The 26,521-nt window shown below is 71.2% G+C and carries 23 protein-coding genes; 5 read left to right on the top strand and 18 right to left on the bottom strand.

Going from position 1 to position 26,521, the window contains the following annotated elements; translation table 11 throughout:
• Positions 1 to 238: 238 nt before the first annotated feature.
• The 13 genes from mnhG to KYY02_RS30745 all read right to left on the bottom strand — a co-directional run bounded on the left by mnhG (position 239) and on the right by KYY02_RS30745 (position 14,638).
• Positions 239 to 631 carry a monovalent cation/H(+) antiporter subunit G gene (mnhG, locus tag KYY02_RS30805; protein ID WP_371243752.1) on the bottom strand — a complete coding sequence of 131 codons (393 nt, stop codon included), beginning with the start codon at positions 629 to 631 and terminating at the stop codon, positions 239 to 241.
• Positions 628 to 894 carry an MrpF/PhaF family protein gene (locus KYY02_RS30800; RefSeq protein WP_371243749.1) on the bottom strand — a complete coding sequence of 89 codons (267 nt, stop codon included), beginning with the start codon at positions 892 to 894 and terminating at the stop codon, positions 628 to 630. Before KYY02_RS30800 ends, mnhG begins: the two co-directional genes overlap by 4 nt.
• Positions 891 to 1,436 carry a Na+/H+ antiporter subunit E gene (locus KYY02_RS30795; RefSeq protein ID WP_371243745.1) on the bottom strand — a complete coding sequence of 182 codons (546 nt, stop codon included), beginning with the start codon at positions 1,434 to 1,436 and terminating at the stop codon, positions 891 to 893. The genes KYY02_RS30800 and KYY02_RS30795 overlap by 4 nt, the downstream gene beginning before the upstream one ends.
• Before the next feature lie 56 nt (positions 1,437 to 1,492).
• Positions 1,493 to 3,025, bottom strand: a complete 1,533-nt coding sequence (locus KYY02_RS30790; RefSeq protein WP_371243743.1) for a Na+/H+ antiporter subunit D — start codon at positions 3,023 to 3,025, stop codon at positions 1,493 to 1,495.
• Positions 3,022 to 3,432 carry a Na(+)/H(+) antiporter subunit C gene (locus tag KYY02_RS30785; protein ID WP_371243790.1) on the bottom strand — a complete coding sequence of 137 codons (411 nt, stop codon included), beginning with the start codon at positions 3,430 to 3,432 and terminating at the stop codon, positions 3,022 to 3,024. The genes KYY02_RS30790 and KYY02_RS30785 overlap by 4 nt, the downstream gene beginning before the upstream one ends.
• A 2-nt stretch (positions 3,433 to 3,434) precedes the next feature.
• Positions 3,435 to 6,287: a Na+/H+ antiporter subunit A gene (locus KYY02_RS30780; protein ID WP_371243741.1), complete on the bottom strand. Its 2,853-nt coding sequence runs from the start codon at positions 6,285 to 6,287 to the stop codon at positions 3,435 to 3,437.
• A gap of 240 nt (positions 6,288 to 6,527) precedes the next feature.
• A complete protein-coding gene (locus KYY02_RS30775; protein ID WP_371243739.1) occupies positions 6,528 to 7,274 on the bottom strand; it encodes a hypothetical protein in 747 nt (248 codons plus the stop codon).
• 544 nt (positions 7,275 to 7,818) lie between these two features.
• Positions 7,819 to 8,217 carry a PRC-barrel domain-containing protein gene (locus KYY02_RS30770; protein WP_371243736.1) on the bottom strand — a complete coding sequence of 133 codons (399 nt, stop codon included), beginning with the start codon at positions 8,215 to 8,217 and terminating at the stop codon, positions 7,819 to 7,821.
• An 831-nt stretch (positions 8,218 to 9,048) separates the two neighbouring features.
• A complete protein-coding gene (locus KYY02_RS30765; RefSeq protein ID WP_371243734.1) occupies positions 9,049 to 9,501 on the bottom strand; it encodes a DUF4383 domain-containing protein in 453 nt (150 codons plus the stop codon).
• Positions 9,502 to 10,199: 698 nt separating this feature from the next.
• Positions 10,200 to 10,709: a gluconokinase gene (locus KYY02_RS30760; RefSeq protein WP_371243732.1), complete on the bottom strand. Its 510-nt coding sequence runs from the start codon at positions 10,707 to 10,709 to the stop codon at positions 10,200 to 10,202.
• A 27-nt stretch (positions 10,710 to 10,736) separates the two neighbouring features.
• Positions 10,737 to 11,783 carry a glucose 1-dehydrogenase gene (locus KYY02_RS30755; RefSeq protein ID WP_371243730.1) on the bottom strand — a complete coding sequence of 349 codons (1,047 nt, stop codon included), beginning with the start codon at positions 11,781 to 11,783 and terminating at the stop codon, positions 10,737 to 10,739.
• 1,257 nt (positions 11,784 to 13,040) lie between these two features.
• The gene (locus tag KYY02_RS30750) at positions 13,041 to 13,604 is read right to left on the bottom strand and encodes a hemerythrin domain-containing protein (protein WP_371243728.1); all 564 of its coding nucleotides are present in this window, start codon (positions 13,602 to 13,604) and stop codon (positions 13,041 to 13,043) included.
• Between the two features lie 509 nt (positions 13,605 to 14,113).
• Entirely contained in the window at positions 14,114 to 14,638 is a 525-nt protein-coding gene (locus tag KYY02_RS30745; RefSeq protein WP_371243727.1) for a PepSY domain-containing protein, read from the bottom strand.
• A 297-nt stretch (positions 14,639 to 14,935) separates the two neighbouring features.
• Between KYY02_RS30745 and KYY02_RS30740 the strand changes: the two genes are divergently transcribed.
• Both KYY02_RS30740 and KYY02_RS30735 read left to right on the top strand, forming a co-directional pair.
• A complete protein-coding gene (locus KYY02_RS30740) occupies positions 14,936 to 16,288 on the top strand; it encodes a DUF2254 domain-containing protein (protein ID WP_371243723.1) in 1,353 nt (450 codons plus the stop codon).
• Between the two features lie 184 nt (positions 16,289 to 16,472).
• Positions 16,473 to 17,585, top strand: a complete 1,113-nt coding sequence (locus KYY02_RS30735; RefSeq protein WP_371243721.1) for a site-2 protease family protein — start codon at positions 16,473 to 16,475, stop codon at positions 17,583 to 17,585.
• 480 nt (positions 17,586 to 18,065) lie between these two features.
• On the opposite strand, the gene KYY02_RS30730 is transcribed toward KYY02_RS30735, so the two are convergent.
• Entirely contained in the window at positions 18,066 to 18,725 is a 660-nt protein-coding gene (locus tag KYY02_RS30730; RefSeq protein ID WP_371243719.1) for a DUF4232 domain-containing protein, read from the bottom strand.
• A 419-nt stretch (positions 18,726 to 19,144) separates the two neighbouring features.
• On the opposite strand from KYY02_RS30730, the gene KYY02_RS30725 reads away from it, so the two are divergent.
• A complete protein-coding gene (locus KYY02_RS30725; RefSeq protein ID WP_371243717.1) occupies positions 19,145 to 19,408 on the top strand; it encodes a hypothetical protein in 264 nt (87 codons plus the stop codon).
• Between the two features lie 173 nt (positions 19,409 to 19,581).
• Here the strand turns inward: KYY02_RS30725 and KYY02_RS30720 are convergent, their stop codons facing one another.
• Complete coding sequence (locus KYY02_RS30720; protein WP_371243715.1) at positions 19,582 to 20,157, bottom strand: DUF421 domain-containing protein; 576 nt, start codon at positions 20,155 to 20,157, stop codon at positions 19,582 to 19,584.
• Positions 20,158 to 20,483: 326 nt separating this feature from the next.
• Here KYY02_RS30720 and KYY02_RS30715 point away from each other — a divergent pair, with 326 nt between their 5' ends.
• Entirely contained in the window at positions 20,484 to 21,233 is a 750-nt protein-coding gene (locus tag KYY02_RS30715) for a GPR1/FUN34/YaaH family transporter (protein ID WP_371243713.1), read from the top strand.
• Between the two features lie 372 nt (positions 21,234 to 21,605).
• On the opposite strand, the gene KYY02_RS30710 is transcribed toward KYY02_RS30715, so the two are convergent.
• From KYY02_RS30710 to KYY02_RS30700, 3 genes are all read right to left on the bottom strand, one after another.
• Positions 21,606 to 21,767, bottom strand: a complete 162-nt coding sequence (locus tag KYY02_RS30710; protein ID WP_371243711.1) for a hypothetical protein — start codon at positions 21,765 to 21,767, stop codon at positions 21,606 to 21,608.
• Positions 21,764 to 23,089: a zinc-dependent alcohol dehydrogenase gene (locus KYY02_RS30705; RefSeq protein WP_371243709.1), complete on the bottom strand. Its 1,326-nt coding sequence runs from the start codon at positions 23,087 to 23,089 to the stop codon at positions 21,764 to 21,766. Before KYY02_RS30705 ends, KYY02_RS30710 begins: the two co-directional genes overlap by 4 nt.
• 156 nt (positions 23,090 to 23,245) lie before the next feature.
• The gene (locus KYY02_RS30700) at positions 23,246 to 23,857 is read right to left on the bottom strand and encodes a flavodoxin family protein (protein WP_371243707.1); all 612 of its coding nucleotides are present in this window, start codon (positions 23,855 to 23,857) and stop codon (positions 23,246 to 23,248) included.
• Positions 23,858 to 24,412: 555 nt separating this feature from the next.
• Here KYY02_RS30700 and KYY02_RS30695 point away from each other — a divergent pair.
• Positions 24,413 to 25,861 (top strand): alanine/glycine:cation symporter family protein, encoded by a 1,449-nt coding sequence (locus tag KYY02_RS30695; RefSeq protein WP_371243705.1) that lies wholly within the window; start codon positions 24,413 to 24,415, stop codon positions 25,859 to 25,861.
• Positions 25,862 to 26,521: the final 660 nt, after the last annotated feature.

Here is a 26,521-nt window from a genome sequence, read left to right as displayed (position 1 = left end):
CCGGCGCGGCCCCCGTCACCACGACCGTCCGAGGGCGACCGGCTGCACCGGCCCCCGCGCCAGGTGGTGCGGTGCTCCGCCCGGCAGACCGGTTCGCGGTCACACGGTCCGTCGGCGGAGGGCCGGCCGGAAGCCGGTGGAACGGGTCACGGACGTGGACCGCTACGGGCACGCCGTCCGACGTCTTCGGGCACCCGGTCGCCGACGGCCGCGGGGTCTTCGCCTCGTCGCCGTGGGATCAGCGTTCCGCGTCGTCGTCCCGCCGGGGCCGGTCGTGTCCGTGGAGGGAGGTGCCGTCACGTGCGAGGCGGTCCGCGAGTTCGTCGCGGAGGAGCAGGCCGCGGTCGAGGCCGTGGGTGCGGTAGGCGGTGCGGCCGATGATCTGGCTGCTGATCGGGGCGGTGAACAGTTGGAACAGGGCCACGAGCAGCAGGACCGGGGCGTGGCGCCCGGGCATCTGCGCGGCCGCCCCGACGAGGACGAGCAGCAGGCCGAGGGTCTGCGCCTTGGCGGCCGCGTGGAGACGACTGGCGGTGTCCGGGAAGCGAAGCAGGCCCAGGGCGCCGAGCAGGCAGAAGGCCGCGCCCGCGGGGAGCAGGACGGCGGTGACCGTGTTCAGCGCGGTGGTCATCGCATGCCCTTCCGCTTCTCGACCAGGTGGGCCGCCGTCACCGATCCGATGAAGGCCAGCAGGGCGAGGACGACGAGCACGGGGATGGCGGTGGTGTCGTCGCGTGCCACGGCGCCCACGGCGGTCGCGGCGATGGTCAGGGTCACCAGGACGTCGAGCGCCATGATGCGGTCGAGGGCGAGGGGGCCGCGCACGAGGCGCAGCAGTGTGAGCAGGCCCGCTGCCGCGATCACGGCCAGCGTGGCGCCGTACAGGATGGTCATGGTTCCCTTCCTCGGGGGTGACGTCGGGTGTCGTCCGGCCGGCCGGGGGCCGGCCCCGGTTCCTCGGCGCCGCGGCGGTGGCCGACCGCTCGCACGACCCGGCGTTCCACGGCCTGTACGTCGCTCCGGCGACGTGCGAGGTCGCGCTGGTCACGGACCGGCAGCGCGTGCACGTACAGGCGCTTGCGGCACCGGTCGATCTCGATCACGACGGTGCCGGGAGTCATGGTGGTGAGCCGGGCCACAGCTGCGATCAGCAGGTCGCTGTCGACGTCCAGGGGGACTTCGACGATCGCGAAGGAGGTCCTCCTGCCGTGGCGGACGACCTGCCAGGCGACGGTGGACCCCGACTTGACCAGGTCCGTGAGCAGATGAACCAGCAGCCGCCCGGCCCGCAGCGGTCTGGGTACGACGCCCGGCAGCACCGCGGGCAGCGGGAAGAGCAGGACCACGCCGGCGGCGACGAGCAGGCCGCCGATGAGGACCACCGCGCTGGTGGCCCCCCACAGCAGGATCCACAGCAGCCAGAGCCAGACGATCATCGGCACATGACGCAGTCCTCGACGGAACCGGTCCGGGCGGCGGCTCGGGCGACGGTTCACCGCTGTCTCCCCTCCAGTACGGCGGAGCGGTACTCACGCGGGTGCAGCAGATCCTCGGCGGCCCGCTCACCGAGGCCGGCGAGCGGGCCCGCACAGACGGCGACCGCCACTCCGGTCGTCGTCATGCCGGCCGCGGCGACGAGCATGAGCCGCGTTCCGCTCGGACGGTTACGACCGCTGCCCGGGGGCCTCGCCGGACGTTCCTTCGGGCGGCCTGGTGGCTGTCCCATGAACGCCGCCAGCCATACACGGATCATGGTGGAGAGAGTCAGCAGGCTGGTGAGCAGGGCGGTTCCGGCGAGGGCGTAGGCGGCCGGTGTGCCCTGCGCGACGCCGGCCCGCAACAGGGCCAGCTTGGCCACGAAGCCGGAGAGCGGCGGGATGCCGGACAGGCTCAGGGCCGGGACGACGAACAGCGTGACGACCAGCGGGCCGGGCCTCGGTCGCCTCGCCATGCGGTGCAGCGCGGCGGTCCCCGTACGGCGCACGGCGAGGCCGGCGACGAGGAACAGGGCCGCCTGGACGACGATGTGGTGGACGACGTAGAGGATCGTGCCGGTCAGGCCCTGTGTGTCGAACAGGGCGATCCCGAACAGCATGAATCCGATGTGGCTGACGAGGGTGAAGGACAGAAGCCGGTTGAGGTCGTCCTGGGCGAGGGCGCCGAGGATTCCCACGATCATGGTGATGATCGCCGCGCAGGCCAGCAGGGTCCACACGCCGGTGCGGGGGAAGAGCAGCGTCTGGGTGCGCAGCAGGGCGTACACGCCGACCTTGGTCAGCAGGGCGGCGAAGACGGCGGTGATCGGTGCGGGGGCGGTGGGGTAGCTGTCCGGCAGCCAGAAGTGGAGGGGGACGATCGCCGCCTTGATGCCGAGGACGGACAGGAGCAGCAGGGCGAGCGCGGAGCGCAGGCCGTCCGGCAGTTCCGCGAGCCGCGGTCCGAGCTGTGCCAGGGTGACGGTGCCGGTCGCCGCGTACACCAGCGCGACCAGGGAGAGGAACAGCAGCGACGACGTCAGGCTGACGATCGTGTACGTCATGCCGGCGCGGGTGCGGTTCTCGTCCGCGTCCAGGGTGATCAGGACGTAGGACGCGGCGAGCATCACCTCGAAGGCGACGAAGAGGTTGAACAGGTCACCGGTGAGGTACGCCAGGCTCACTCCGGTGACGAGTACCAGGTAGGCGGGGTGGAAGATCACGGCCGAACTGCGGCGCTCCTCCGCCGTGCCCTGGCCGATGGCGAAGAGCAGCACGGCCAGAGCCACCAGCGCCGACACGGTCAGCAGCAGCGCCGACAGCCGGTCGGCCACGAGGGTGATTCCCAGGGGGGCGGGCCAGCCGCCGATGTGCAGGGCCTGCGGTCCGTGCCGGTCGGCCAGGACCAGGAGTGCCGCGCCGCAGGCGACGACTGCCGTGAGCACGCCGATGCCGAGTCCGCGCATCACCGGGCGGGGCAGCCGGAGCAGGGACATACCGGCGCCGAGGGCCGGCAGCAGGACGGGCAGGGCCGGCAGCGCCGCCGTCATCGGTCTTCTCCCGGCGCGGTACCGTCCTCGTCCCGGTCCGGGGCGGGTCCGGCCTCGGCGCGTTCCCGCACGGTGCCGATGCGCCGGTCCTCCACGTCGTCGCGCACCTCGTCGTGCCCGGACAGGCGCCAGGACCGGTAGGCCAGCGCCACCAGGAAGGCCGTGAGGCCGAACGTGATCACGATGGCCGTCAGCGCCATGGCCTGGGGCAGCGGATCGGCGGTCCGCGCGGAGCCGTCGGTCGTCCCGTCCAGCACGGGGGGCCGGCCGGGTGTGCCTCCGGCGACCAGGAGCAGCAGGTTGGTGCCGTGGCCCAGGAGGATGAAGCCGAGGACGATCCTCATCAGTGACCGTTGCAGCATGAGGTAGAAGCCGATGGCGAAGAGACCGCCGGCCACGAGGGTCATGGTCACCGCGGACCTCCTTGCTTCTCGTCGTCGGTCGTGGCTTCGACCCCGTCGGCCGCGACCGTGTCCTGGCCGAGTGAGACGCCCACCGCCGACAACAGCTCCAGGACGACGCCGACGACGAGCAGATAGACGCCGACGTCGAAGAACAGACTGGTCGCGAACTTCACCGTGCCCACGACCGGTGGATGAAGCGTCACGACCGCGCTTTCCAGGGGCGTACCGCCGAGGAGGAGCGGGAACAGCCCCACGGTGGCGGCGAGCACCAGCCCCGAGCCGGCGACCGCGCCTGCGGGCAGCCGTACGGCGGCTCCGAGATCGGCGCGTCCGCCCACCAGGTACCGCAGCACGAACGCCTGGCCCGCCACCAGGCCGCCGGCGAACCCGCCGCCGGGGCGGTAGTGCCCGGAGAACAGCAGGAACAGCGAGAACACCAGGATGGAGGGGAACAACAGCCGGGTGGCCACCTCCAGCAGGACCGAACGCTCGCCGCCCGGCCTCTCGTGTGCGCCGGGCAGCCAGGTCCGCACCGGCTCGTCCCAGTGCGCCGTCGGGAACAGGCCGCCCGGTCCTCCGCCGGACGTGCTCGTCCGGCGGCGACCGTCCACCCGGATCAGGCTGACGACACCGACCGCGGCCACCAGCAGCACCGAGATCTCACCCAGCGTGTCCAGCGCGCGGAAGTCGACCAGGATCGCGTTGACGATGTTGTCGGCGCCCGCCTCCGCCATACGGTCCGCGTATCCCGACGAGACCGCCGGAGCCGTGCGCGCGGCCGACGCCACCAGCGCGAAGCCGGTGACGAGGACACCGATCGCGCCGGCCGCCACGGCCCGTACCAGGCGTACCCGGGGTCTCGTCCGTCCGGAGCTGAACCGGGGCGGCATCCGGCGCAGCACCAGGACCACCACGACCAGCGTCATCGTCTCGACGAGGAACTGCGTCAGCGCCAGATCCGGCGCGCCCCGCACCAGGAACACCCCGGCCACGCCGTAGCCGACGGCGCCGGCCAGCAGGATCCCGGTCAGCCGGTGCCGTGTGCCCATCACCGCGGCGGCCGCCGCCAGCACCACCACGGCCAGGAACGGTTCCGCGGGGGACCACCACGGCAGCGGGGAGCCCAGCGGCGGCGCCCCGGCCGCCAGCGCCGCGCCGGGCACCGCCACCACGGTCGTCAGCAGCACCGCCAGGTAGAGCGGCAACGAGCCGACCTGCGTGTGCCGGGTCACGGCCAGGGCCAGTCGGCCGACAGCAGCGGCCGTCCGGGCGAACACGCGCTGCACATCGGGCAGGCGCGGCAGGGCAGGCAGCGAACGCCTGCCCAGGTGCACCAGCCCGCCCAGCGCCAGCGTGAGTGCCGACAGGCCCAGCACGGGCGTGAAGCCGTGCCACAGGGACAGCTTGTACGGTCCGTCGGGTCCCGGGGGGTAGACGTCGGCATAGGCGGTCGCGAGGGCCGCGGTCCCCGCGTAGCCCACGCCCAGGACCAGGCCCGCGCCCGCCAGTACGGCCACCGGCGCGACGAATCCGGCCTTGGGACGCTCCGCCCGGTGCGCCACCTCTCCGGGGCGCCCGCCGAAGGCCCCCTGCACGAACCGTGCGGCGTACGCCACGGTCAGCGCGGAGCCGGTCACGACCACCACCGTCAGCGGTCCGTGCCCGTCGAGCCGGGTGCCGTGCAGGAACACCTCGAAGTACGCTTCCTTGCCGAGGTATCCGACCAGTGGCGGGATTCCGGCCATCGACGCGGCGGCGAGCGCCGTGACCGCGAAGAGCACGGGCATGCGGCGTCCCATGCCCGACAGTTTCCGGATGTCCCGCGTCCCCGCCCGGTGGTCCAGGATCCCGACCGAGAGGAACAGCGCCGCCTTGAACGACGCGTGCGCGAGCAGCATCACCGCCCCGGCCAGAGCGGCGGTCCGCATCCCGGCCCCCAAGAGGGTGACGAGCAGACCCAGTTCGCTGATGGTGCCGTAGGCCAGCAGCAGTTTCAGGTCGGTCGCGCGCAGCGCGCGCCACGCGGCCAGCACCATCGTGGTCAGGCCCACCGTGAGCACCATCGGCCGCCAGGGGGCCACTTCCGCCAGGGCGGGCGCCAGTCGCGCGACCAGGTACACCCCGGCCTTGACCATCGCGGCCGCGTGCAGATAGGCGCTCACGGGTGTGGGCGCCACCATGGCCGCGGGCAGCCAGCCGTGCAGGGGCATCTGTGCGGACTTGGCGAACGCCCCGATCAGGACGAGCACCACGGCGGCGGACACCGCACCGCCCCGCGGCGGGTCGGCGAGGATCGCGGAGATCCGGTAGGTCCCGGCCGTCTGCCCGAGCAGGACCAGACCGAGCAGCATGACCAGGCCGCCGGCCGCGGTCACCAGCAGTGCCTGCCGGGCGGCGCGTCGCTCCTCTTCCTCCTCCCCGCGCCCCGCGATGAGCAGGAAGGAGGCGATCGTCGTCAGCTCCCAGAAGACGTACAGGACGAAGACGTTGTCCGCCAGGACCAGGCCGGTCATCGCCCCGGCGAAGGCGAGCAGCAGCGCGGCCTGACGGGCGGCGTCCTGCTCGACGTAGTACCGGCAGTACAGCAGGACCAGGGCTCCGACACCGGCGACGATCCACAGCATCAGCAGGGACAGCGCGTCCAGCCGCAGGCCGACCGTCAGTCCCAGCGACGGGGCCCATGACAAGGTCTCCCGGTACTCCCCGCCGTCCAGGACGCGCGCGGCCCGCGTGCCCGCCCAGACCACCGTCGCCAGCGGCACCAGGGCCGCCACCGCCCACACCGCACGGCCGGGGCTCCGTCGCCACCACGGGACGGCCACCGCGACCGCCGCGTGGGCGGCCAGCAGGAACAGCACCGCACCAACTCCTCAGCAGACTCTTGGGCCCGCCGATACGCACTCGGCTCGCCCTGCCCGGTCCCAGGAGCCCTATCCCGGTCGACGGCCGTGGGCACCCGGCGGCGCGGCAATCAATACCTCAGGTGTGGCAGACGGGCGCATCCCCCGCCCGGAGCCGGAGACGCCGACTGCCCGGATGGACCGGAAACCGGCGGAGAGGTTCGGTGCGTGCGCGCCGCGGCAGTACGGGCGACGGCGTCACTGCGCCCCTTCGTCGTCCGGGGGCGTTCGCTTGCGGTCGCCCATGAAGTAGGCGCCGAAGGCACCGGCCAAAGAGGCGAACACCGTGACGGCATACAGGGCCAGCAGGAGTTCGACGAGTTTGCCGTAGGCCGATGTGGCTCCCGTCGGCTCGCCGCTGACCGCCATCAGCGCGGTGGCGTGAAGAGTGAGCGCGAATGACTCGGCCGGCCGGTCGAATTCATACAGCAGTTCCCCTGCGGCGATCACCACGATCACCGTGACCATACCCAGCCACGCCACCCGGTCACTGAGCAGACGACCTGCCGACCGCGAGGACCGCACAGTCGAGGAGAGCATTCGGCCCGTGCGCAGCAGACGAAGAGAGCGCGTCAGGCGAAGGATCCGCAGGAACGGCAGTACGAGGAAGATCACCTGCCACCAGTTGCGGCGCAGGAACCGCCCTCGTTGCTCCGCCATGCTCAGGCGGGCGATGAACTCCGCGACGAACGCGGCCCACAGCAGCCAGCCGGTCACCGTCATCGCGAGATGCATCGCCGTTCCGGGAGTGGCCATGCGCTCACCGACGACGACGAGCAGGAAGAGCAGTCCCAGGGCGCTCATCAGTGGTGTAAGCCGGTCCAGCAGCTCCTGAGCCAGACGCTCACGCGAGGGTTCGTGCTCGGAATCCCGACTCACGTCAACCGTCCGCTCGTCCACTCCGGAAACGCCCTCGCCAGTGCCCACCAGTGCCAACTCGGACACCTGTCAGGCTTTCCCGCACGGCGGCTCCCAGCCGGGACGAGAGGTCGGATCATTCGGTTCACCATGGGCGCGGTCGGAATTATACACAGCCGTTCCGTAGCCGAATATGCGTTTCCCCTGGTGCATCAGTACGACGGCCCGGCCTTCACCAGGCGCCGGACAATCCGGAGCGGGCCGATGGGCAGGCGGTGAGGAACCGCGGCGACACAGCCTCTCCGGGGTGTCGCCTTTCGGGAAACGCGACTCGACGGTTGAGCAGGGTCGTTTCCGACGTCGGTCCCGGCACGGCGACGACCATAAGGTTTGGACGTTCGTCTCCATGCGGACGACATCACTCCATGGATCGAAGCGATGTGTCCCATGATTGCCCCTGGAGCGCTGTCCGCACGGAACGCCCTGTCCGTTCGATCGGTTCGGCCGCTGGGATCGACGACCTCGGAGCGAGCGTACGAAACGCGCAGCGGGCACTTGTTCACCACCTGCCCGCCCTGTCGACGGCTCCGCCCTGCCGAGCGGGGCGGAGCCGTCGTGCGCCACGGGTCGATCAGCGCGCCGTCCCCCTGGGGAAGGGATAGGGCGGGTATGTGTATCCCACGCCCCAGAACGGTGTGTAGCCGTAGTGGGAATACACCCTGCCGAAGTATTCCTCCTCGTCAACCAGGTCGGGGTCGTACGCCGGGGCCTCGGTCACCTGCTTCCCGGACCGGTCGATGAAGACACGGTCTTCGGTTATCCGCGTGACGGCATCGACGGGGATGAACGTCTTCTTCTGGCCGATCCCGAGGAAGCCGCCGTGCTCAACGAGAAGGAAGCGGACTTTCCCCTCGTCGTCGTCGATCAGGAGATCGTCTATTTTCCCCAGCTCCTCGCCGTCCCCCGCGGCCACCGAGCGGCCCCTGATGTCCTCTTCCGGCGCGGCAACCGTCTGATCGGAATCGCTCATTTTGGTGAGGGTGGGTATGCGGGCATTCTCCACGGTTCTTCCTCTCCGGGCGCAGGTGCGCCCTCATGCCGTGTCTCGGTCCGGTTGTCGTGTGCCGCGTGCCCAAAGCAGCGGGTGTCACTCGTCCGCTGGAACACCCCTTCGGGCGACGAGTACAGAGGTGTCCACCGGGAGACGCGCACCGGACGCCTACGCCTGGCCGCTGTTGTCCGTCCAGTGGACGCCTCGTGCTCGGTGCAGGCTCGGAAGGATTCCGCGACCGGGTTCAGCGCCGTCGCGTACCGGCCTGCTCCTCCGGGCGGGTGCGGGGGCCGGCGTTGCTGACGGCGTTGCCGGGATCATCCGTCTCGATCTGTGCGGTGACGGTCGGGACGAGAGAAGGTGACGGTGCTTTCCCTCCCCGGCTCGCGGACCGTCTCCAACGGCGCGCCGACGACTGCGGGCCGTGCGGTTCGCGATGCCTTTCCCTGCTTCAGAAGCGCCCGGTCGTGCCGGAACCTCCTGCGTGGCCGGCGTCCTGGACGATGTCCGACCCGATCGAGGCTCCGGCCCTGTGGCCACGGCGGCGGGTATCCGCAGGCCGGAAAGCAGGACAGACGTTCCGTATGCTCGGTGAGTGCGGCGGCGGACAAGACCGAGGTGCCGGCTCCGTCTTCCCTGATGTCGGCCAAGCCGCCCGCAGGCGGCCGGACGTTGTGGGATCCGAACGGCACCGCGTGGTGAGCAAGCCGTCGGCGGGTACATCGAGACCCTACGGCGCGGGAAGAACGGTGGGACGGCTTCGCCACCGTCCGCGGACACCCCTCGCGGTCAGGCTCGAGCCGCTGTGCATCAGCGGGCTGTCGACGCGGTCCGCCGGGTGAGAAGGACGCCCAGGGCGATCATGCCGACGCCCAGGACGAAGTGCAGCCAGTTGTCCGCCGTGTTGACCGGCACGAAGTTCGCCGCACTGTCGTGGTCGATGATCAGACCGTAGATCCACAGGATCAGGTAGATCACACCGCCGCCGATGAGGAAGGCGCGGGCGGTGGAAGCCGCGCGGGCCATGGCGATTCCGGCGAGGCCGAACAGCAGGTGGACGATGTTGTGCAGGATCGATACCTGGAAAATTCCCAGGAGCTTGGCCTCGGAGTGATGCTCGGCGAACTCCATGGTGTCGTAGTCGGTCGTGATACCGGGGATGAAGCCGAGAATGCCTACCAGGAGGAACACCGCTCCGACGGCGAGCGCGGCCTGCTGGACCCTGGTCCGGCCTGCTGCGGGGGTGGCGTGGTGGGTGGACATGATGGTGATGCTCCTTCCAACGGTGCGGACGGCCAAAGCCGCGCAGTGACTGGTCGCCTCTTTGCCGCCCGGTTACCCCACCTTCCCCCCTTCAACGCGCCGTTGCTTCTCAATCTCCCGCGCCGCACCCGTCTCCCGAAGCGGGGAGGCCGGTCACCCGGCAGCAAAGAAGCGCCTGCAGCCCTCGCTCCCCGTCCCTGGACCGGCAAAGAACAGCTGCGCTCGCCTGGGCCAGTCGAGTGGCGGGCAGCCCGGGCTGTTGGGCGGCCGCAGAGCTGTCGATGCCGGCGGGTGGCTCGCCCGGCATCTCAGGGGAGCCATGCACGGTGGGCAATCCGAGCCGGATTCCGCGCTGGACCCGACCGAGTACGGCGACGCCGGACACGAGTCCGCGACGTGATGGGAGACTTGGGGGAGCCCCCCGGAACGCTCCTGCGCCGAAGGCATTCTGCTGGGGGAACAGACCGAGAGGGCCGGTTGTGGGCAGCGGTGTTCGAAGAGCCCTGCGGCTTCATCGATGCGACACCGTCCTGTCAGGTGGTCGATGTGCCAGAAGCCGCACGTGACGGATGCGTCCTCGGGCTGCTTCGGACCGTGCGGTGCCTGCCGGGGGAAGGCACCGGTGGAGCATTCTCCCGCTGGAGTCCAGAGGCCGTCGTGCCTGGCGGCGGAACCGCCGACGGGCTGCGGCACGAGCGTCAGGCCGAGGTGACGGCGGCACGAGCGAGAGCCGCCGTCTCCTGCGGCGTACCGTCGATCGGGATGGCCGAGCCCGTTTCGTCGTCGCCCAGCGGTTCAAATTCGGCGAACTGTGTACGGAGCAGTTCGGGCGGCATGAAATGGTCCTGCCGCGCGGTGATCCGCGCGGCGATCAGCTCGGGCGAGCCATCGAGGTGGAGAAAGAAGACGCGCGGCGCGGCGGAAGCCAGCCGGGCACGGTAGCGGCGCTTGAGCGCCGAGCATGTCACCACGCCTCCGCCGTCCGCATGGCCGGCCAGCCATCGTGCGATCTCGTCCAGCCAGGGGCGACGGTCCTCGTCATCGAGCGGGTGGCCCGCTCGCATCTTCGCCACGTTGGGTGCGGGGTGGAAGTCGTCCCCCTCGGCGTAGGGGACGCCGAGGTGCCGTGCCAGCAGTCGGCCCACCGTGGTCTTCCCCGAACCCGACACGCCCATGACGACGACCAGTGGAGCAGTGTGATGAGACATTCAAAGCCTTCCTTCGTACCGTGTCGCCTACAGCTCGATGACCACCTTGACGTCGTCAGGTCGCGGCGTGAACGCCTCCTTCGCCCGCTCCAGCGGCACCCTCCGGGTGATCAGGCGCTCGAGCCACGACCTGTCGGCCCGTGCCAGCGCCTCGGCGGCCTGGCGGTAGTGCCGCAGGTTGGCGTTGACCGAGCCCACCACCGCGTCGTTCTGCAGCACGATCTCCCGGTTGAGGGCACCCGCGTCCACGGTCATCCTGCGGCCGGCGGGCGACACACCGGTCAGGCACACCACCCCGTAGGGTGCGGTGCCCGTCAGTGAGGCGAGGACGGGCCCGTTCGCGCCCGTGGCTTCGATGACGACGTCCGGGCGCACGGCGGAGACGACCCGCTCGGCGTCCTCCGCGTGGTAGGTGGCGCCCAGATCCCGCACCAGAGCAGGCTTGGGTCCTTCGGTCACCCGGTCGAGGACATGCACCTCCAGCCCGCGCTGCGCTCCCAGCAGGGCGGCGAGCAGCCCGATGGGCCCCGCTCCCGTCACCAGGACGCGACGCGGCTCGAACCACGAACGGCCACCGACACGCTCGACCTGCTCCCACGCCTTCGCCACCACGGTGGCCGGTTCCATGAGCACGCCGACGCGCTCCAGACGCGACTCCAGCTTCACCGCGTAGCCGGCTTCCACGCACCACGCCTGTGCGCCATAACCGTCGATCTCCTTGATACCGCGTTCGGTGTAGCGGCCGTTGCGGCACATGTCGAACTCCCCGCGGGCGCAGGCCCCGCACGGTTCGGGGTCCGGCCGGCGCACCACCCCGGCGACGAGGTCGCCGGCCGAGAAGCCGCTGCCGGGCGGCGCCTGCCGCACCCGCCCGAGTGACTCGTGCCCCAGCACCAGCCACCCGCGGCCCGGCGGGGCCCAGCCGTACTCGCCCCGGGCGACCTCCCTGTCCGTTCCGCACACCCCCACCGCCAGGCCCCGCACCAGCAGTTCGCCGTCGGCGGGGACGGGGTCGGACACCTCCCGCACCTCCAGGGAATCCTTCTCGCCGGGCCGCACGGTCAGTGCACGCATCGTCCACCTCATCCTTCTCGCCACGCGGCGCCTCATGCCGTGCGCACCGCTGCTTGCCGTCCGCCTCGGTTCTACGTGTGTCCCGCTCGGACCTTTTCAGCACCAGCCAGGCGGCCGCATCCTTCCTGAGCTCCTCCGGATACGGAGACTCGCGTCCCGCCCGGGTGCCCTCCCCGCTTCCGGGATCCATGTCAGGGTGCCCGATCCAAACCATCACCCTCAACGGCCCAGCGGTGGTTGCGGACTCGGCCGACGCGGAGCCGAACCCCTTTACCGGGAGGGGCAGCGGCTCGACGACTCCGACGAGACCGCCCGCGCCACTCACGCCAGCCGTGCGGGAGCGCCATTGCACGCCGGAGTCCAGCGGGGGACCAGAACGACAGAACGATGTCCTCGACCCGGTGGTCATGTTCCGGACCGGACGGCGGTCGGCCGCGTCGCACCACAGCCCCTCCCACACCGGTGGTTCCCGGTGAATGGCCGACAAAAAAAGGGGGGCGGCAGGCGTCGCGGCGGAGTTGGAGGACCTGGGTTCACCGCGGCGGCGCCGATCCGATTGCGCTCCGGATGAGGAGGACCGGTGGACGCGCGGAGCCCAAGTCCACCACCTCTCCGGAACGCCGCGCGAGCACACCGTCACCGTCGGGACCGGTGACAGGCGGCCGACGGTCGGCACCCGGCAGGCCCGCTGTGGAGCGGTTCTCACAGGGATCTCCCGGTCGAGAGGGGAACCGTGGGCTTTCCGGCGCGGACTGTGCCCTGGAGGGACCGGCCGGGTCCACTCTGATCCGCGCAACAGTGAGTGCCGGCGCCGAACTGAGCGCCGTACCTCGGGAGGAACCGCCGAGGGACCACGGCGCGGAGGCTCACTCGGCACACCCTGAGCCCTGCGGGAACGGTGGGCAGGCTGAAGCGCTCCGAGAGCGGCCTTGTCCGGGCGGGCCGTTGATGTCGCAGCAACGGCGACCTTCTGTGACACGGACGGCCCCCGGTTTCCGGCGCGGGCCGTCCGGTGGACGTGACGGACTTTGGCTTCACCGCGCAGGACGGTGCCGGCGCCGGATGCCGCGGTTCCGTGCGGAACAGAGGCTCCACTTCGGCTGCGGGCGGGCTCGAAGGGGCCGCAGGCCAGGAACGTCCCACCGGTGTAAGCCGACGCGCAGGCGCCCCGTGCACTGCTCCGGCCAGGGGCTGAGCGCGTTCCCGGCCTGCCGCGTTTCCTCCATGCGGCAGGCATGGCGGATACGGTCCGGGCCTTCAGCCCTGTCGGCCGCGGCCGGTGAGCACGTCGCGCAGCCGGTCGACCATGCCGACGCCTGGGGCGAGGAGTTTGTTGGCGGGCGGAGTGTCGGGGGCAGAAGGGTGCGGGCGGGTGGGCGCGGTCTCCTTGGCCATCCGCACCTTCTCACCCAGCTCCTGCAGGGCTTCGGCGGAACAGGCGTCGGCCAGCAGGGGGAACAGCCGGTTCTCCTCGTCGGCGACGTGTTCGGCGACGGACGTCCTCAGCTGCGTGATCAGGATGTCGAACCGGCCGTCACCGGGCTCACAGCCTTCGAGTTCCTTGAGCATGCGCTCGACTTCGCTGTGATCGCCGATCTCCTTGTCGGCCAGATCGTCACCCCCGTCGACGTAACGGCGCACCGTCGGATACAGGTGTTCCTCTTCCGCCACCGAGTGTCGCACCAGCTCCATCGTCAGCTCGTCCGCCAGATCGCGCCGCCCCTGCTCACCAGCGGGCAGCGCCTCGATCTGCTCGAAGAGCGAGTCCACCTCCCGGTGGTCCGTGGTCAGTTCCTGAATGATGTCTCCGCCATGTCCCATGATCGGCCTCTCGTTCTCGGTCCCCGGGCGCGGCGTGGATTCCTGCCTTCGTCGCCTCACCGCGAAGCCGTCCGCTTCTCGCACGGCGTCCGGCCACCGCAGCGTCACGCCCACCGCACACCGCCGAGCGGGACAGGCAGGAAGGCGCTTCTTCGCTGCCCGGCAGGGGATGAATGCCACGCGACACACCGGTGACGTCGCACAACTCGCCTTTTCACTCCGGTGGCCGATGCCGGAGCCACGGTCCACGACCGGATCCGAAGCTGCCGTGGTCACGGCCACGCGGGCCCGTAAGGGTGTGCGATCTGCCGGGGGAAGGTGGCCTGACCGCGGACCATGCGGACGGAGGGGGCGAAGTCCGTGAGGCAGCGCGCGCCTTCACGGCGACCTGTGGGGGTCGGCCTCCTGGGCTGACGTCCACGCGTTTGGACCGGGCTTCGCGGGGCGACGTCTCCCGCACAGTCACCCATGGTGTGTCGTGCCCCACGCGTCCCGGCGCCGGGCCCGTGTCACGCCGGGCTGCGGTTCAGGACCTCTCCGCTCCTCGCGTCCACCACGTGGACCATCGCCGTCTCGTCGGCCACGCCGAGGACGCTGACCCGCCAGACCGGATCGCCGTCACGCTCCTGCAGGTCGACGGCGGTGACGACATCACCCTCGGCCGTCTCGGCCGCCTCGCGGGCCGCCTCGTCCGGCAGGATGCGGGCCTCCTCCAGGAGCCGCACCAGGTCCCGACGCTCGGAGTCCGTCAGATCGGGGCCGGCACTCGTCCCCAGCACCTCGCCCCGGGTGGCATCGAGCCGGACCGTCGTGAGCTGTCCGTCCCCGTCCGCGATCCTGCCCTCCCACACGGGCGAGTCCGACTCGGGCTCCTTGAGGTCCAGGGCGACCAGTTCACCGGCGGCCGCTTCGGCCGCGGAGAGGCGGATGGCACGTTCGTAGTCGACCTCGACCATCTTGAACTGCTCGGCGGGCTCGTTCAGTGGATCCTCCCGGCCACAGGCCACAAGGAGTGACAGCGCAACGACCGGCACGCACAGGGTCGCCAAGAGCCGTTGCCACAACCGTTCACCCCCGCACCAAGAGATGACTCCCGTTGCTTTCATACGAGCCGACTATCCATCTCAAATAACCTGAATCACGCACATCCATGGAAATCCGCCATGCGACGTCGACTCGTCCTCGCTCACGGAGGTTCTGTCCGGATTGCTCATTTCCTCACGGTCTGTAGCCTGATCCTGTGCTGACACCGAAGCGCCCCTCGTACCACCACCCCGCCTCGGGAACCCCCTCGCCCCCGACCGGGTTCCCGGTCCGCCTCCCCCGCACCGGTGCGTGACGCGCTCCGGGTCCAGTTGTGGCCGCTGCCGACACTGGGGGTCGCACTCGCCCTCGTCGCGGGTGTGGGACTGCCCCGGCTGGACCGGCGGATCCTGCACGACCTCCCGCCCTGGCTGAGGGACTACCTGTTCGGGGGCGGCTCCGACGCCGCACGCTCGGTGCTGGAAGCCATCGCCGGCTCTCTGATCACGGTCACGGCACTGACCTTCTCGCTCACCGTGCTGACACTTCAGCTGGCGAGCAGCCAGTTCTCCCCCCGTGTGCTGCGGACCTTCAACTCGGACCGGTACGTCCGGACGACCCTGGCACTCTTCCTCACGACGTTCACCTACGCCCTGACCGTGCTGCGTACCGTGCGCACCGGCGAGGACGAGCAGAGCAGGTTCGTCCCCGAGCTGTCGGTCACGTTCGCCTTCCTGCTCACCCTGGCCAGTCTCCTCGCCCTTGTCCTGTTCCTGTCCCACCTGGCGCGCGAGATCCGGGTCGAGACGCTGATGAACAGCGTCCACTCCGCAGCCGATCGCACCATCCACCGGCTCCTGGCGGATGAACAGGACACGAATCGCGAGGGCCCCGCGGGCCCGGACCTGCCCGGCGCACCGTCGGAACCGCCCGCGGACGCGCTGCCCCTGTGCGCCGGCGCCTCCGGCTTCTTCACCTCCGTCGACGAGGCGGCCCTCCTGCGGGCAGCCGTCGAAGCAGACGCCGTCCTGCTCGTCGAACGCCATCCCGGAAGCCCACTGGTCGCAGCCACGCCCGTGGGAGCCGCCTGGCCCCGTACCGGGAGACCCTTCTGTCCCGACGCGTGGGCGCGGCTGTCCGAGGATGCCTCCCGGGCGATGAGGACCGGCCCCGAGCGCACCGAACTCCAGGACATCGCCTTCGGGCTCCGGCAGCTCACCGACATCGCCGCCAAAGCGCTCTCCCCGGGGATCAACGACCCGACGACCGCGGTGCACGCCCTGTCCCATTCCTCCGCACTGCTGTGCAGGCTGGCACGGCACGATCTCGGCCCCCGGCTGCTGCGTGACGACGATCGGCAGGTCAGAGTCGTGCTGCGACGCCCGGGGCTGGGGGACCTGCTGGACCTGGCCGTGGACCAGCCCCTGCGCTACGGCGCCGCCGAGCCCGCCGTCCTGGCCCGCATCGCGATGCTGCTGCGCGAACTCGCCTGGAGCGCCGCACCCGGCCGGCATCCGCCCATCGTGGCCGCTCTCGCCCGGCTGCGTTCCACCATCGACGCCCAGCACCTCCACGCCGCCGAGCACTTCCGGCTCACCGGGCTGACCGAACTCGTCGACGAGGCATTGGCCGGACAGTGGGCCCACGGCCGCACCCGGTGACCGCACGGCCGACCGCGGCCCGTCACGCGCGCACCCGAGGCCACGGCCGGCACCCACGGTTGCCCCCGGGCCGTGCGTCACCGGCCGACGACGGGTGAGGTCCCGGCCGCGTGGAACCCGGACCGGTACACGACGGACAAGAGGGAGGCGCACCGCTGTGAAGGCGACATTCCCACTCGGACGCGTGGCCGGTCTCCGGATCGGAGCGCACTGGAGCGTCCTGGTCATCGTCCTCGTGCTCGCCCTGGGCCTCGCGGGCCGGTTCCCCGACACCCACCCCGGCCGGCCATCCTGGCAGTACTGGATCACCGGGCTGCTGGGCGCGCTGGTCTTCCTGCTGTCGCTGCTGGCCCATGAGCTCAGCCACGCCCTCGTGGCGCGCCGTAACGGCGTGGACGTGGACGACATCACGCTGTGGCTCCTGGGCGGCGTCGCCCGGTTGAGGAGCGAGGCACCCACCCCCCGTGCCGAGGTCCGCATCGCCGGGGTCGGCCCGCTGGTCAGCCTGCTGCTCGGCGTGCTCTTCGGGGTCCTGGCCGGGGTGACCGGGGCCCTGTACGGTGTCGGACTCGTCGTCGAGACACTCGCCTGGCTGGCGGGCATCAACCTCCTGCTGGCCGTCTTCAACGCCCTGCCCGCCGCCCCGCTGGACGGCGGGCGGCTGCTGCGGGCGCTGGTGTGGCAGAAGACGGGCAACCCGCTGCGCGCGACCGCGGTGGCGACCGGCGCCGGACGGGTGCTGGGCTGGGTACTGATCGGCATCGGGCTCTACCTCGTGCTGTTCGGCGCCTTCTTCAGCGGTTTCTGGCTGGCCGTCGTCGGCTGGTTCCTCATCGCCATGGCGAGCGCGGAGGGCGGCCGGGCGAAACTGCGCGAACTGCTGAGCGGCATCCCGGTGCGCCAGGCTATGGGGCCCGATCCCGTCACCGTGCCCGCATCCCTCACCGTGGCCCGGTTCCTCGCGGCGCCCGAGTACCGCTACCGGCACTCCGCCTTCCCCGTCGTCGACGCGGAACAGCACCCGGTCGGGCTGGTGAACGTGAAGACCGTCGCCGGCGTCCCGGAGGTGGAGCGGGATGCCCCCGTCACCTCGGTGATGATCCCGGTCGAGGACATCCCCACACCCCATCCCGACGATCCCCTGGTGCGTGTCCTGCCCGCGCTGGACCGCAGCCCCGCGCACCGTGCCCTGGTGGTGGAGGACGGCCGGGTCGCCGGCATGGTCACCAGCGCCGACATCAGCCGGGTCACCTCCTGGCTGGCCTCCTCCTCCTCGTGGCGCGGCCGGGCCTTCTGAGCCCCGTACCAGGTCCGCCTCGCCGTACGGGCGGAGCCGGGCAGGACGCCCTGGTGCGGACGGGTGTCCCGGCGGGTCGCACCGGTCGGTTCCACCGGCGTTCGCCTCATGACCGGTTACGCATCCCGGCCGCGGGAGCACGCGGGAGGGCGAAGGGCGAGCATCGAAGGCGAACGGCCAGGGGCGCCTTCATGTCCGCCCCGGTCACCGGTGCCTTCGCCGGTGCCGGCGACGACAACCTCGTCGACCGGGTCGGCCCGGAGTGCACCGGTGAACGTCGTTCGGTGAGCGGGATCCCGGACACCGGACGGGCGCCCGTCGCCCGGAGGGCCGGTGGAAGGTCGGTGACGTGCCCATCGCCCCGGGCGAAAACACGGTCGTCGACCTCCCCGCCGGCATCCGAGGGCCGCTCGGCGCGGACGTGCCCAGCGACTACGGCCCGGTCACGCGTTCGTGCACGGTGTACCCGGCTGATCAGGATCAGGGATGCGAACCGGGGCGGACCGCAGACACCTCGAAAGTCCCGCCACACACCTGGAAGGCGCGGGCCGGCGTGCGTAGCGCCCAGGTGGAACCCGGCGGGTACGCCTGCACCGACGCGGCGGGCCGTCGGCACGGTTCGTCCGAGATCCCCTCGTTCAGGGTGTGCAGGGCGGCGTACGCGCTCTCACCCGGTGCCAGGACGACCGCGGGGCGCATGTCCCCCGAGCGCTGTGCCGGATCGCCGATCCGCTCACCCGAGGCGTCGAGCAGTGTGACGCCGGGAAAGCCCTTGAGGTGGCAGGCCGATGTGCCCTCGTTGGTGAAGACCAGGGGGGCGTAGAGATTGCCCGCGCCCGGCGAGATCCGGCCGAGGGAGAGGGCGAGGCGGTCACGGGTGCAGCGGGGGCTGTCACGGGGTGGGTCCGACGACACCTGCGGCGCGTTGCGGGTGGAGGAGGGCGCGGTCGGTCCCGGAGTGGCCTCGGGGGGAGCGGAGGAAGTCACCGTGCCGGTGGATGTGTCCGGCGGGGAGGACGCCGAGGTGGTGACGCCTTCGTCGCCACAGGCCGTCAGAGCGGCGAGCGTGACGAGGACGACGGCGCCGGGGAGCCCCGGGCGTAAGCGGGGGATGCGGTGGGGAGAGCCGGACCACTGCATGGGCGAGTCCTTCCGCGGGACCGTGGCGGACAGGGGGACGGGCACCGCGTTCCCTTCCGCGAGGGCCTCACACGCCCTCGTCTCCGACTGGGTGGACATCCCGTCGGCCGCGGCGGTGAACGGCTACGGCAGCGATACGGGCCCTACGGGCACCGTACGCCGGGCGGCCTGCCGCCGGCGCCTGTGGTGCCGCGTCGGCCCCGAAGCCGTCCTCGGCTTCCGCACCGCTGAACGACCGGCTGCTCGAAGACCGGGCAACACGCACGTCCCGGCAGGCCCGCAGGCTCGGATCCGGCAGGGAAGGCGCGACGCCCCGTGCCTTTTCACGTACCTGCCGCGTGTCCCGAGCAGCACCACGGGTACCCGGATGGGACCGCATCCCGTACCAGTGGAACACTCTGTTCGAGGGGATGACCCGGATGTTCATACTCGGACTGCTCCTCCTCGCGGCCGCAGGAACCTTCACCGGCCTGGCGATCGCCGACAACCTCTCCGGTGGCCCCGAGTACACCGTGTCCGTACTCGGCCAGGACATCGCCACCATGAACACGCTGGCCGTCTTCTGCTCCGGTCTGGCCCTCGCACTCATCTTCTGTGCGGGCCTGAGCGCGATGGCGAGCGCAGCGGCCCATCGCCGCCGGGAGCGCCCCCGCGCGGCCTCCCCTGGCGGCCCCGGCCGGTGAGACGTGCTCGGACCTGCTCCAGGACACTCACGGACCGCTCGGCCGCCCGTACGGGGACCGCGGCGGCGGCCCTACCTCGCAGTACCTGGTTCGTGAGCCGCCCGTCGGGGCGTGCCCACCGCGGGTCCTCTTCGGGGAGCGGCTCACGATGGCGGTCTTCGGGGTGATCCCGTTCAGGCAGGTCCCTGTCGGTCACCGGGCTCGCGGACGGGCTGCTGTCCGGCGCCGTGGTGGCGCGTTTGCCGCTGCGGCACGTTGTCCATGGCGCTTCCCGAGCCGTACTGCGAGCGGGGGATCACGCTGAAACTGCCGTCCGTCTCCAGGACCACCGCGTGCACCGTCTCCAGCGCCCCGGTTCCCTGGGCGCGGATCGCCTGACACACCTCGTCGGGTGTGACCCGCTGGCGGCGCATCGCCTCATGGAGCAAGCAGCCCTCGTGCAGCAGCAGGGTCGGCTCGGCCTTCACCAGCCGGCGAACGCTCCGGAAGCGGACCGATGCCCAGGCGGTGACGAACTGCAGCGTCACCAGCGAGCCGAGGGCGAGGGCCCCTTCCCAGAGGGCCACCTGCCGGTTGAGCAGGATGGTGGCCAGGGTCGACCCCAGCGCGACCGTGACCACCAGGTCGAAGGCGTTCATCTTCGACAGGGTCCGCTTGCCCGACACGCGTACCGCGGCGATGAGGACCGGGTAGGCCAGCCCCGCCATGACGAGTACGCGGAAGATTTCATTCCAGGAATCGAAGAACACGGATCCACGGGTACCCGGCGCGAGCGCCGCCACCACAGGTTCCGGGGCACCGACCACCGTCAGCAGGAGGTTCGACAGGCCCGTCCGCCTGCCCGGCCGTGAAGGGAACACCTCCTTTCGTCCCGTCAACCCGCCCGATGGAGCGGGCCCGCCGCAGGCGGCCGGCCCGGGGCGCCGGACAGGTCCGGAGTGTCCCCGGGTGACCCCATGGCTGAGCAAGCGGCTCGACACCGCGTGAACAATCCCACCGAAAGCCATGGAAGGCGCAAGAAGTCGATCCAGGGTAGGAAGGAACGAGTCCAAGAATCAACGCCGTGGAGCCCGACATGGTCAATTCCGCGAACGGGGGCGCGCACCCCGGTGCCCGGCCCGCGGGAACCGGCGGGGAACGGTCCGACAGTGCGCAGGAGGAGGCGAGAGGGCCTTACTCACGCATTGTCGTGCGTCCCGTGGGCAGTCCTCTGCCCCTGGGGTTCGTGGGGCTGTCCGGTGGCACCTTCGTACTGGCGGGGCTGCAACTCGGCTGGGTTCCGGCAACCCAGTCGCAGGCGGTCGCGCTGGTGCTGCTGGCCTTCGTCTTCCCGGTGCAGGCGCTGGCGAGCGTGCTGGGATTCCTGTGTCGTGACGCCGTCGCGGCAACAGGCATGGGTGTACTGGCCGGCACCTGGCTGGCGATGGGTGCGATCATGGCGAGCGGTCCGCCGGGGGCCGTCAGCAAAGCCGCCGGGCTGCTGCTTCTGCTGACCGGGTTCGCGCTGCTGATACCGGTCACGGCCGGCAGATCCGACAAACTCGTCGCCTCCGTGGTCCTGGCCACGTCGTCACTGCGGTTCTTCCTCACCGGCGCCTACCACCTGTCCGGCGGCACGGCGTGGAAGGAGGCGGCCGGTGTCACGGGCCTGGTGCTCACCGTTGTCGCGCTGTACGCCGCACTGGCCTTCGAAGTCGAGGACGTCAGGCACCGTACGGTGCTGCCGACGCTGCGGCGGGGTTCGGGTGCCGGAGCTTTCGACGGCACCTCCGGTCATCAGTTCGCCGATGTCATCAAGGAAGCCGGAGTGCGCCGGGAGCTGTGACGGTGTCGGCCGTCCGGCCGAGGAGCCCTTCCTTGCGGGAAACCGTCCCGTCCGGTCCGGGTACCCGTCGCCCGCGTCACCGCCGCGCCGGCTTGACGCGTACTACGGGCGAAGGGAGAGGACGGCGGCGGGCCGCAGGGACGCGATCGCCGAGCCGTGGGGGAGCCGGACGCCGTACGGGCCGGGCGAGCTCCGACCGGTCGGGTGGACCCCACCTGGCGGAAGACGTGGGCGCCGAGCAGGTGGACGGCGACACCAGGCTGCGCACGGCGACCGCGGCGGCGTGGCACTCCGGGGCCACTCGGCGGGCCGGCGCTCGTCATCGGACGGGAGCCCTTGAGGCGGATCGGCCGCCGACAGCGCTCCGCCCGGTCAGGACTCGTTGCCCGGTTCGTCGCGGCGAGTTCCGGACTCCTCGTGCCCGCCCGGGCGGGAGGGGATCCCGTCCCCTTCCTCGACGTGGACTTTCTCGCTGCAACGGGCGCAGTGGAAGTCGCCCGTCTTCTGTGCCTTCTCGCCCGCTTCCGCCGTCATGACCGGTCACCTCCGCCCTCGTGGCCCGTCGACGCCCGGCCCTGCGTGCCCGCTGTGGTCGCCGCTCCCGTTCCTGCCGCTTCACCGAGGCCGGGTGCGACGGAACCGTCGCCCGCGACGCCGAGGGCCACCTTTGTCCAGCCGGACTCGCGCCGGTCGAAAGTCCGGTAGGCGTCGAGCGCGTCCTCGGTCCCGACCCAGCGGGTGATCAGCGGTGTGGGGTCGAGACGGCCCGCGGCGACCATGGACACCAGGTCGGGCACGTAGCGGCGGTGGTTGCAGTTGCCCGTCCTGAGCGTGAGGTTCTTCATGAACGCCTCACCGAACGGGTAATGCTGTACCTGCGGCGGATAGACCCCCACGGTGCCGATCGTGCCGGCCTTGGCCGCCATCTGCACCGCCCAGCGGGCCGCCAGCGACGGCGCGTCGCCGGGCACCCACGTCTTTCCGTCCGGGTTCTGCTGCGGGGCCACCTCGTCCCGTTCGTGGTCGAACTGCCCGCCCTGGCCCCGCAGCGCGTCGGCCGCCGGCCCGTGGGACGGGCGCTGGGCGTCCACGCCCACGGCGTCGATCACCCGGTCCGCCCCGATGCCGCCGGTCAGCTGAACCACGGCCTCGACCGGGTCCTCGGTGTTGAAGTCGACCGTCTCGGCGTGCTGGTCGCGGGCCAGCTCCAGCCGGTCGCCCACACCGTCGACGACGATGATGCGTCCTGCGCCCTGGAGACGGGCGCAGGCGATGGAGGCTTGTCCGACCGGTCCGGCCCCGACGATCGCCACGGTGTCCCCGGCGCCGATCTCGGCGAGCCGTGCCCCGAACCAGGCGGTGGGGTAGATGTCGGAGAGCAGGACGGCCTGGGCGTCGTCGACGGTGTCCGGCAGCGGGACCAGTCCGACGTGGGCGAACGGGATCCGGGCGTACTCGGCCTGGAGCCCGTCCAAGCCCCCGGCGGCCTGTGGACCGCCGAAGAAGACGGTGCCGGCCCGCGATCCGCCGGGGTTGGCGTTGTCGCACTGTGCGTAGTAGCCGGCGCGGCAGTAGCTGCACGTGCCGCACGCGACGGTGGACGGCACCACCACGCGGTCCCCGGGACGGAGGTTGCGCACCTGCGGTCCGACCTCCTCCACCACACCGACCGCCTCGTGGCCGAGGATCCGGCCCTCCTGCATGCCGGGCATGGTGCCGCGGACGAAGTGGAGGTCCGTGCCGCAGATCGCGGACGTCGTGATGCGCACGATCGCGTCATGGGCGTCCTCGATCTTCGGCTCCGGCACGTCGTCCAGGCGGATGTCCCCCACTCCGTGCCACACGACAGCCTTCATGCGTGCCCTCCGTTCGTCACGTCCGCGGCCGGCCGGCCGACGGGAGGTCACGCACCCGACCGCAGCGACCGATATGTGTGACTGCTCCCGGGGTTTCCTTCCTGCCCGGCTCAAAACGGTGCCCAGCACCGACTTCCCCGGGCCACGGGGCAAGACTCACTGAGGCGGAGCGCCCAGCGGGCTCGCGGCCAGCGCACGCGCGGTGCCGTACAGGTTGGCGGCCATCGCGCGGCCGGTCCTGTGGGCCCAGTCGTGACCGCGTCGGTCGTCGAGGTAGTCCGGGCCCGGCCCGGGGCCCAGATGCCAGTAGGTCCACGACTGGCCGGGGACGGTGTAGCCGATGTCGCACAGAGCGCCGTTGATCTCGCTGATCACGTGGTGCGCCCCGTCCTCGTTCCCGGTGACGACGACTCCCGCGACGCGGTTGTAGGCGACGGGGCGGTCCTCGTCGTCCGTCTCGGAAAGCATGGCGTCCATGCGTTCCAGGACGCGCTGGGCGACCGAGGACGGCCGGCCGAGCCAGGTCGGCGAGGCGATGACGAGAATCCGCGCCCGCAGCAGCCTGGCGTGCACCGAGGGCCAGTCGTCGCCGGCGGCGACGGCTTCACTGACCACGCCGGGGTGGATGTCGAGATCCACGGCTCGGACGTACTCGACCTCGACGTCCGCGTTCTCCGCCAGCCAGTCGCCGACGACCTGGGCCAGCGCGGCGGTGTTGGACGGCTCGGGGGACTTCTTGAGCGTGCAGTTGATCACCAGTGCCTTCATGACACAGCCGTACCCCGCTGCGGGCGGACGCCCCCGCCGTACACCCGACCGGGCCAAGACGGCACCGCCGGTACGTCGCGCACTCCATCCGGTCCGGCGCCGCCCGACTCGGGCGCCCACAGGGGCACCTTGCGGAACCGGGTGCCGCGGGACCGGCCCTGCGGGTGACGTCTCCCGTGCCCGCGGCGCCAGGCGGTGAGGGCCTCGGTCCGTTCATCCCGCAGGCGGGCGGTTCCTCGGCGGTACGCGGTTTCCCCCGCGGCCGGGCGCCGGATGCACGAGGCGTGCCGCGTCGGGAGCCGACTGCGGAGCAGGCACCGGCGACCAGCTCCGACGACGGCTTCGGCCGACGGCTTCTCGCACGCGCCGGATTCATGTGAGGTAGAGCACTTTCAGGAACCATAGGCAGGAACGGCGACGCCAGCCTAGAGTCCTGGGGTTTACGGAGCATTCACCTCCGCACCATCCGGCCCGGCCGTCCGCTCCGTACACGACCTGTGCGCGTGCAGAGGCCGGGCCGATTCCCCGACTTACGAGGAACCGGGAAGCATTCGCATGAGCACGTTGGAAGCCTGGGTCGTCGACCTCAACGACGCCCTCTGGACATATCTGCTGATTCCGCTGGTCGCCGTCGTCGGCGTCTGGTTCACGTTGCGCTCCAGAGGCGTGCAGATCCGCCTGATCCCGGAAATGCTCCGGGTCTTCAAGGACAAGCCGCAGTCCGGCGTCAGCCCCTTCGGCGCCTTCACCATCTCCGCCGCCGCGCGGATCGGCACCGGCAACATCGCCGGCGTGGCCACCGCGATCACCATGGGCGGCCCCGGCGCCGTCTTCTGGATGTGGATGATGGCCCTGATCGGCGGTGCCTCGGCGTTCGTCGAGTCGGTTCTGGCCCAGCTGTACAAGGTGCGCGACACCGAGCCCGGCACGTACCGAGGCGGCCCGGCCTACTACATGCAGAAGGCGCTCGGAATGCGCTGGCTCGGTGTGGTCTTCGCCGTCCTGATCACGCTGACGTTCGGGTTCGTGCTGACCGCGGTGCAGTCCAACACCATCACGGTGGCCATGAAGGGCTCCTTCGGCTCGGACGCCTCCTGGTTCAACCCCGTCCTCGGCGTCGTGCTCGCCGTGCTGCTCGCACTCGCGGTGTTCTTCGGCGTGAAGCGCCTGACGGCCGTCACCAAGGTCATCATCCCGGTGATGGCCGGGCTCTACCTACTGGTCGGCCTGGTCATCGTGCTGCTCAACCTCGGCAGCGTGCCGGGCATGCTCGGCGACATCGTCGGCGGGGCCTTCGGCTTCCGCGAGGTCGCGGGTGGCGCCGTGGGCACAGCGATCCTGCAGGGCGTGCGGCGCGGCATGTTCTCCAACGAGGCGGGCATGGGTTCCGCTCCGAACGCCGCCGCGGCAGCGGAGACCACGCACCCGGTCAAGCAGGGCCTGGTCCAGACCCTCGGCGTCTACTTCGACACCCTGGTCATCTGCACCATGACCGCCCTCGTGGTCCTGTCCGCCAACCCGACCCTCGGTGAGCGCGGCGGTGCGGACGTCACGCAGTCCGCCTTCACCAGTGCGCTCGGCGGCTGGGCGGGTCACCTGCTGACCCTGGTGGTCTTCATGGTCGCCTTCAGCTCCATGATCGGTAACTACTACTACGGCGAGTCCAACATCCAGTTCATCACCCGCAGGAAGGGCGTGATGAGCTCGTACCGCGCAGTGGTCGTCGCCTGCGCCGTCCTCGGCGCGATCGGCTCGGTCCCGCTGGTCTGGAGCCTCGCGGACGTCACGATGGGCGCGATGGTCCTGGTCAACCTGATCGCGATCGTCCCCCTCGGCGCGGTCGCTTTCCGCCTCCTCGACGACTACATGGCCCAGCGCAGCCAGGGCCTCGACCCGGTCTTCCGAAAGGACCGGGTGCCGGGCCTGCGCGGCGAGGTGGAATGCTGGGGCGCGTCGGACGAGGACTCCGCCCCGAAGGGGCGGGCACCGGTCGGCTCACTCTGACACGAACGCACCCCGGTACGACCGTACACGTCAAAGGGCGGCATCCTGGAAGGGTGCCGCCCTCGGGCGTCACGGGGCCGGACGCGGCTGCGGCGCGAAGGAGTACACGCCCCGGCTGCGCCATCGAGCGCTTGACGCGCGAGGACAGCCTGAAGCGGCCGACGGCGCGGATCGTGGTGCGGGTGACAGCGCCGAAGCGCCGCTTGGTACCGGGCCGCCGACATCCACCTGACGGGTGTGTTCGGGCAGCCCGTGCAACTGTGAGGTTCCCCCGCTGTACGGGAGTGGTCGACTGGCTGGTCAGAGCCTCGCACGAACCGCCGGGCGCGGCAGTCGCCCGACCGGTCGGGCAGGGAGGAGGCCGATGCCGACGCGGCACCGCCGGGACAACGGGCGTCCGCCGCCCCGGCCACGGGATCGTCCCGCTCGCCGTAGGGCCGCAGCAGCAGTGCCCGGGCCCGCACGACGGATGTGAGCCGGCCCCTGCCGACCCGCCCCCCTCGAATCACAGCCGCAGCGGGACACGAAGCCACGGCCCGGACCCGAAAGTCCTTCGGCTGACCCGTAAGCCCCTCACGACACGACCGGCGCCTATACCCGGTGCTGGAGGAGGGCTGGTCGTCGAAGGGCCGCTCCGCGCCCGGCTCCGGGCCGCACGGG

It is taken from the genome of Streptomyces pimonensis, from assembly GCF_041380215.1.
GTDB classification, from domain to species: Bacteria; Actinomycetota; Actinomycetes; order Streptomycetales; family Streptomycetaceae; genus Streptomyces; species Streptomyces pimonensis.
Note: the sequence above shows the minus strand (reverse complement) of the source record. Positions and strands in the feature narration are given on the sequence as shown.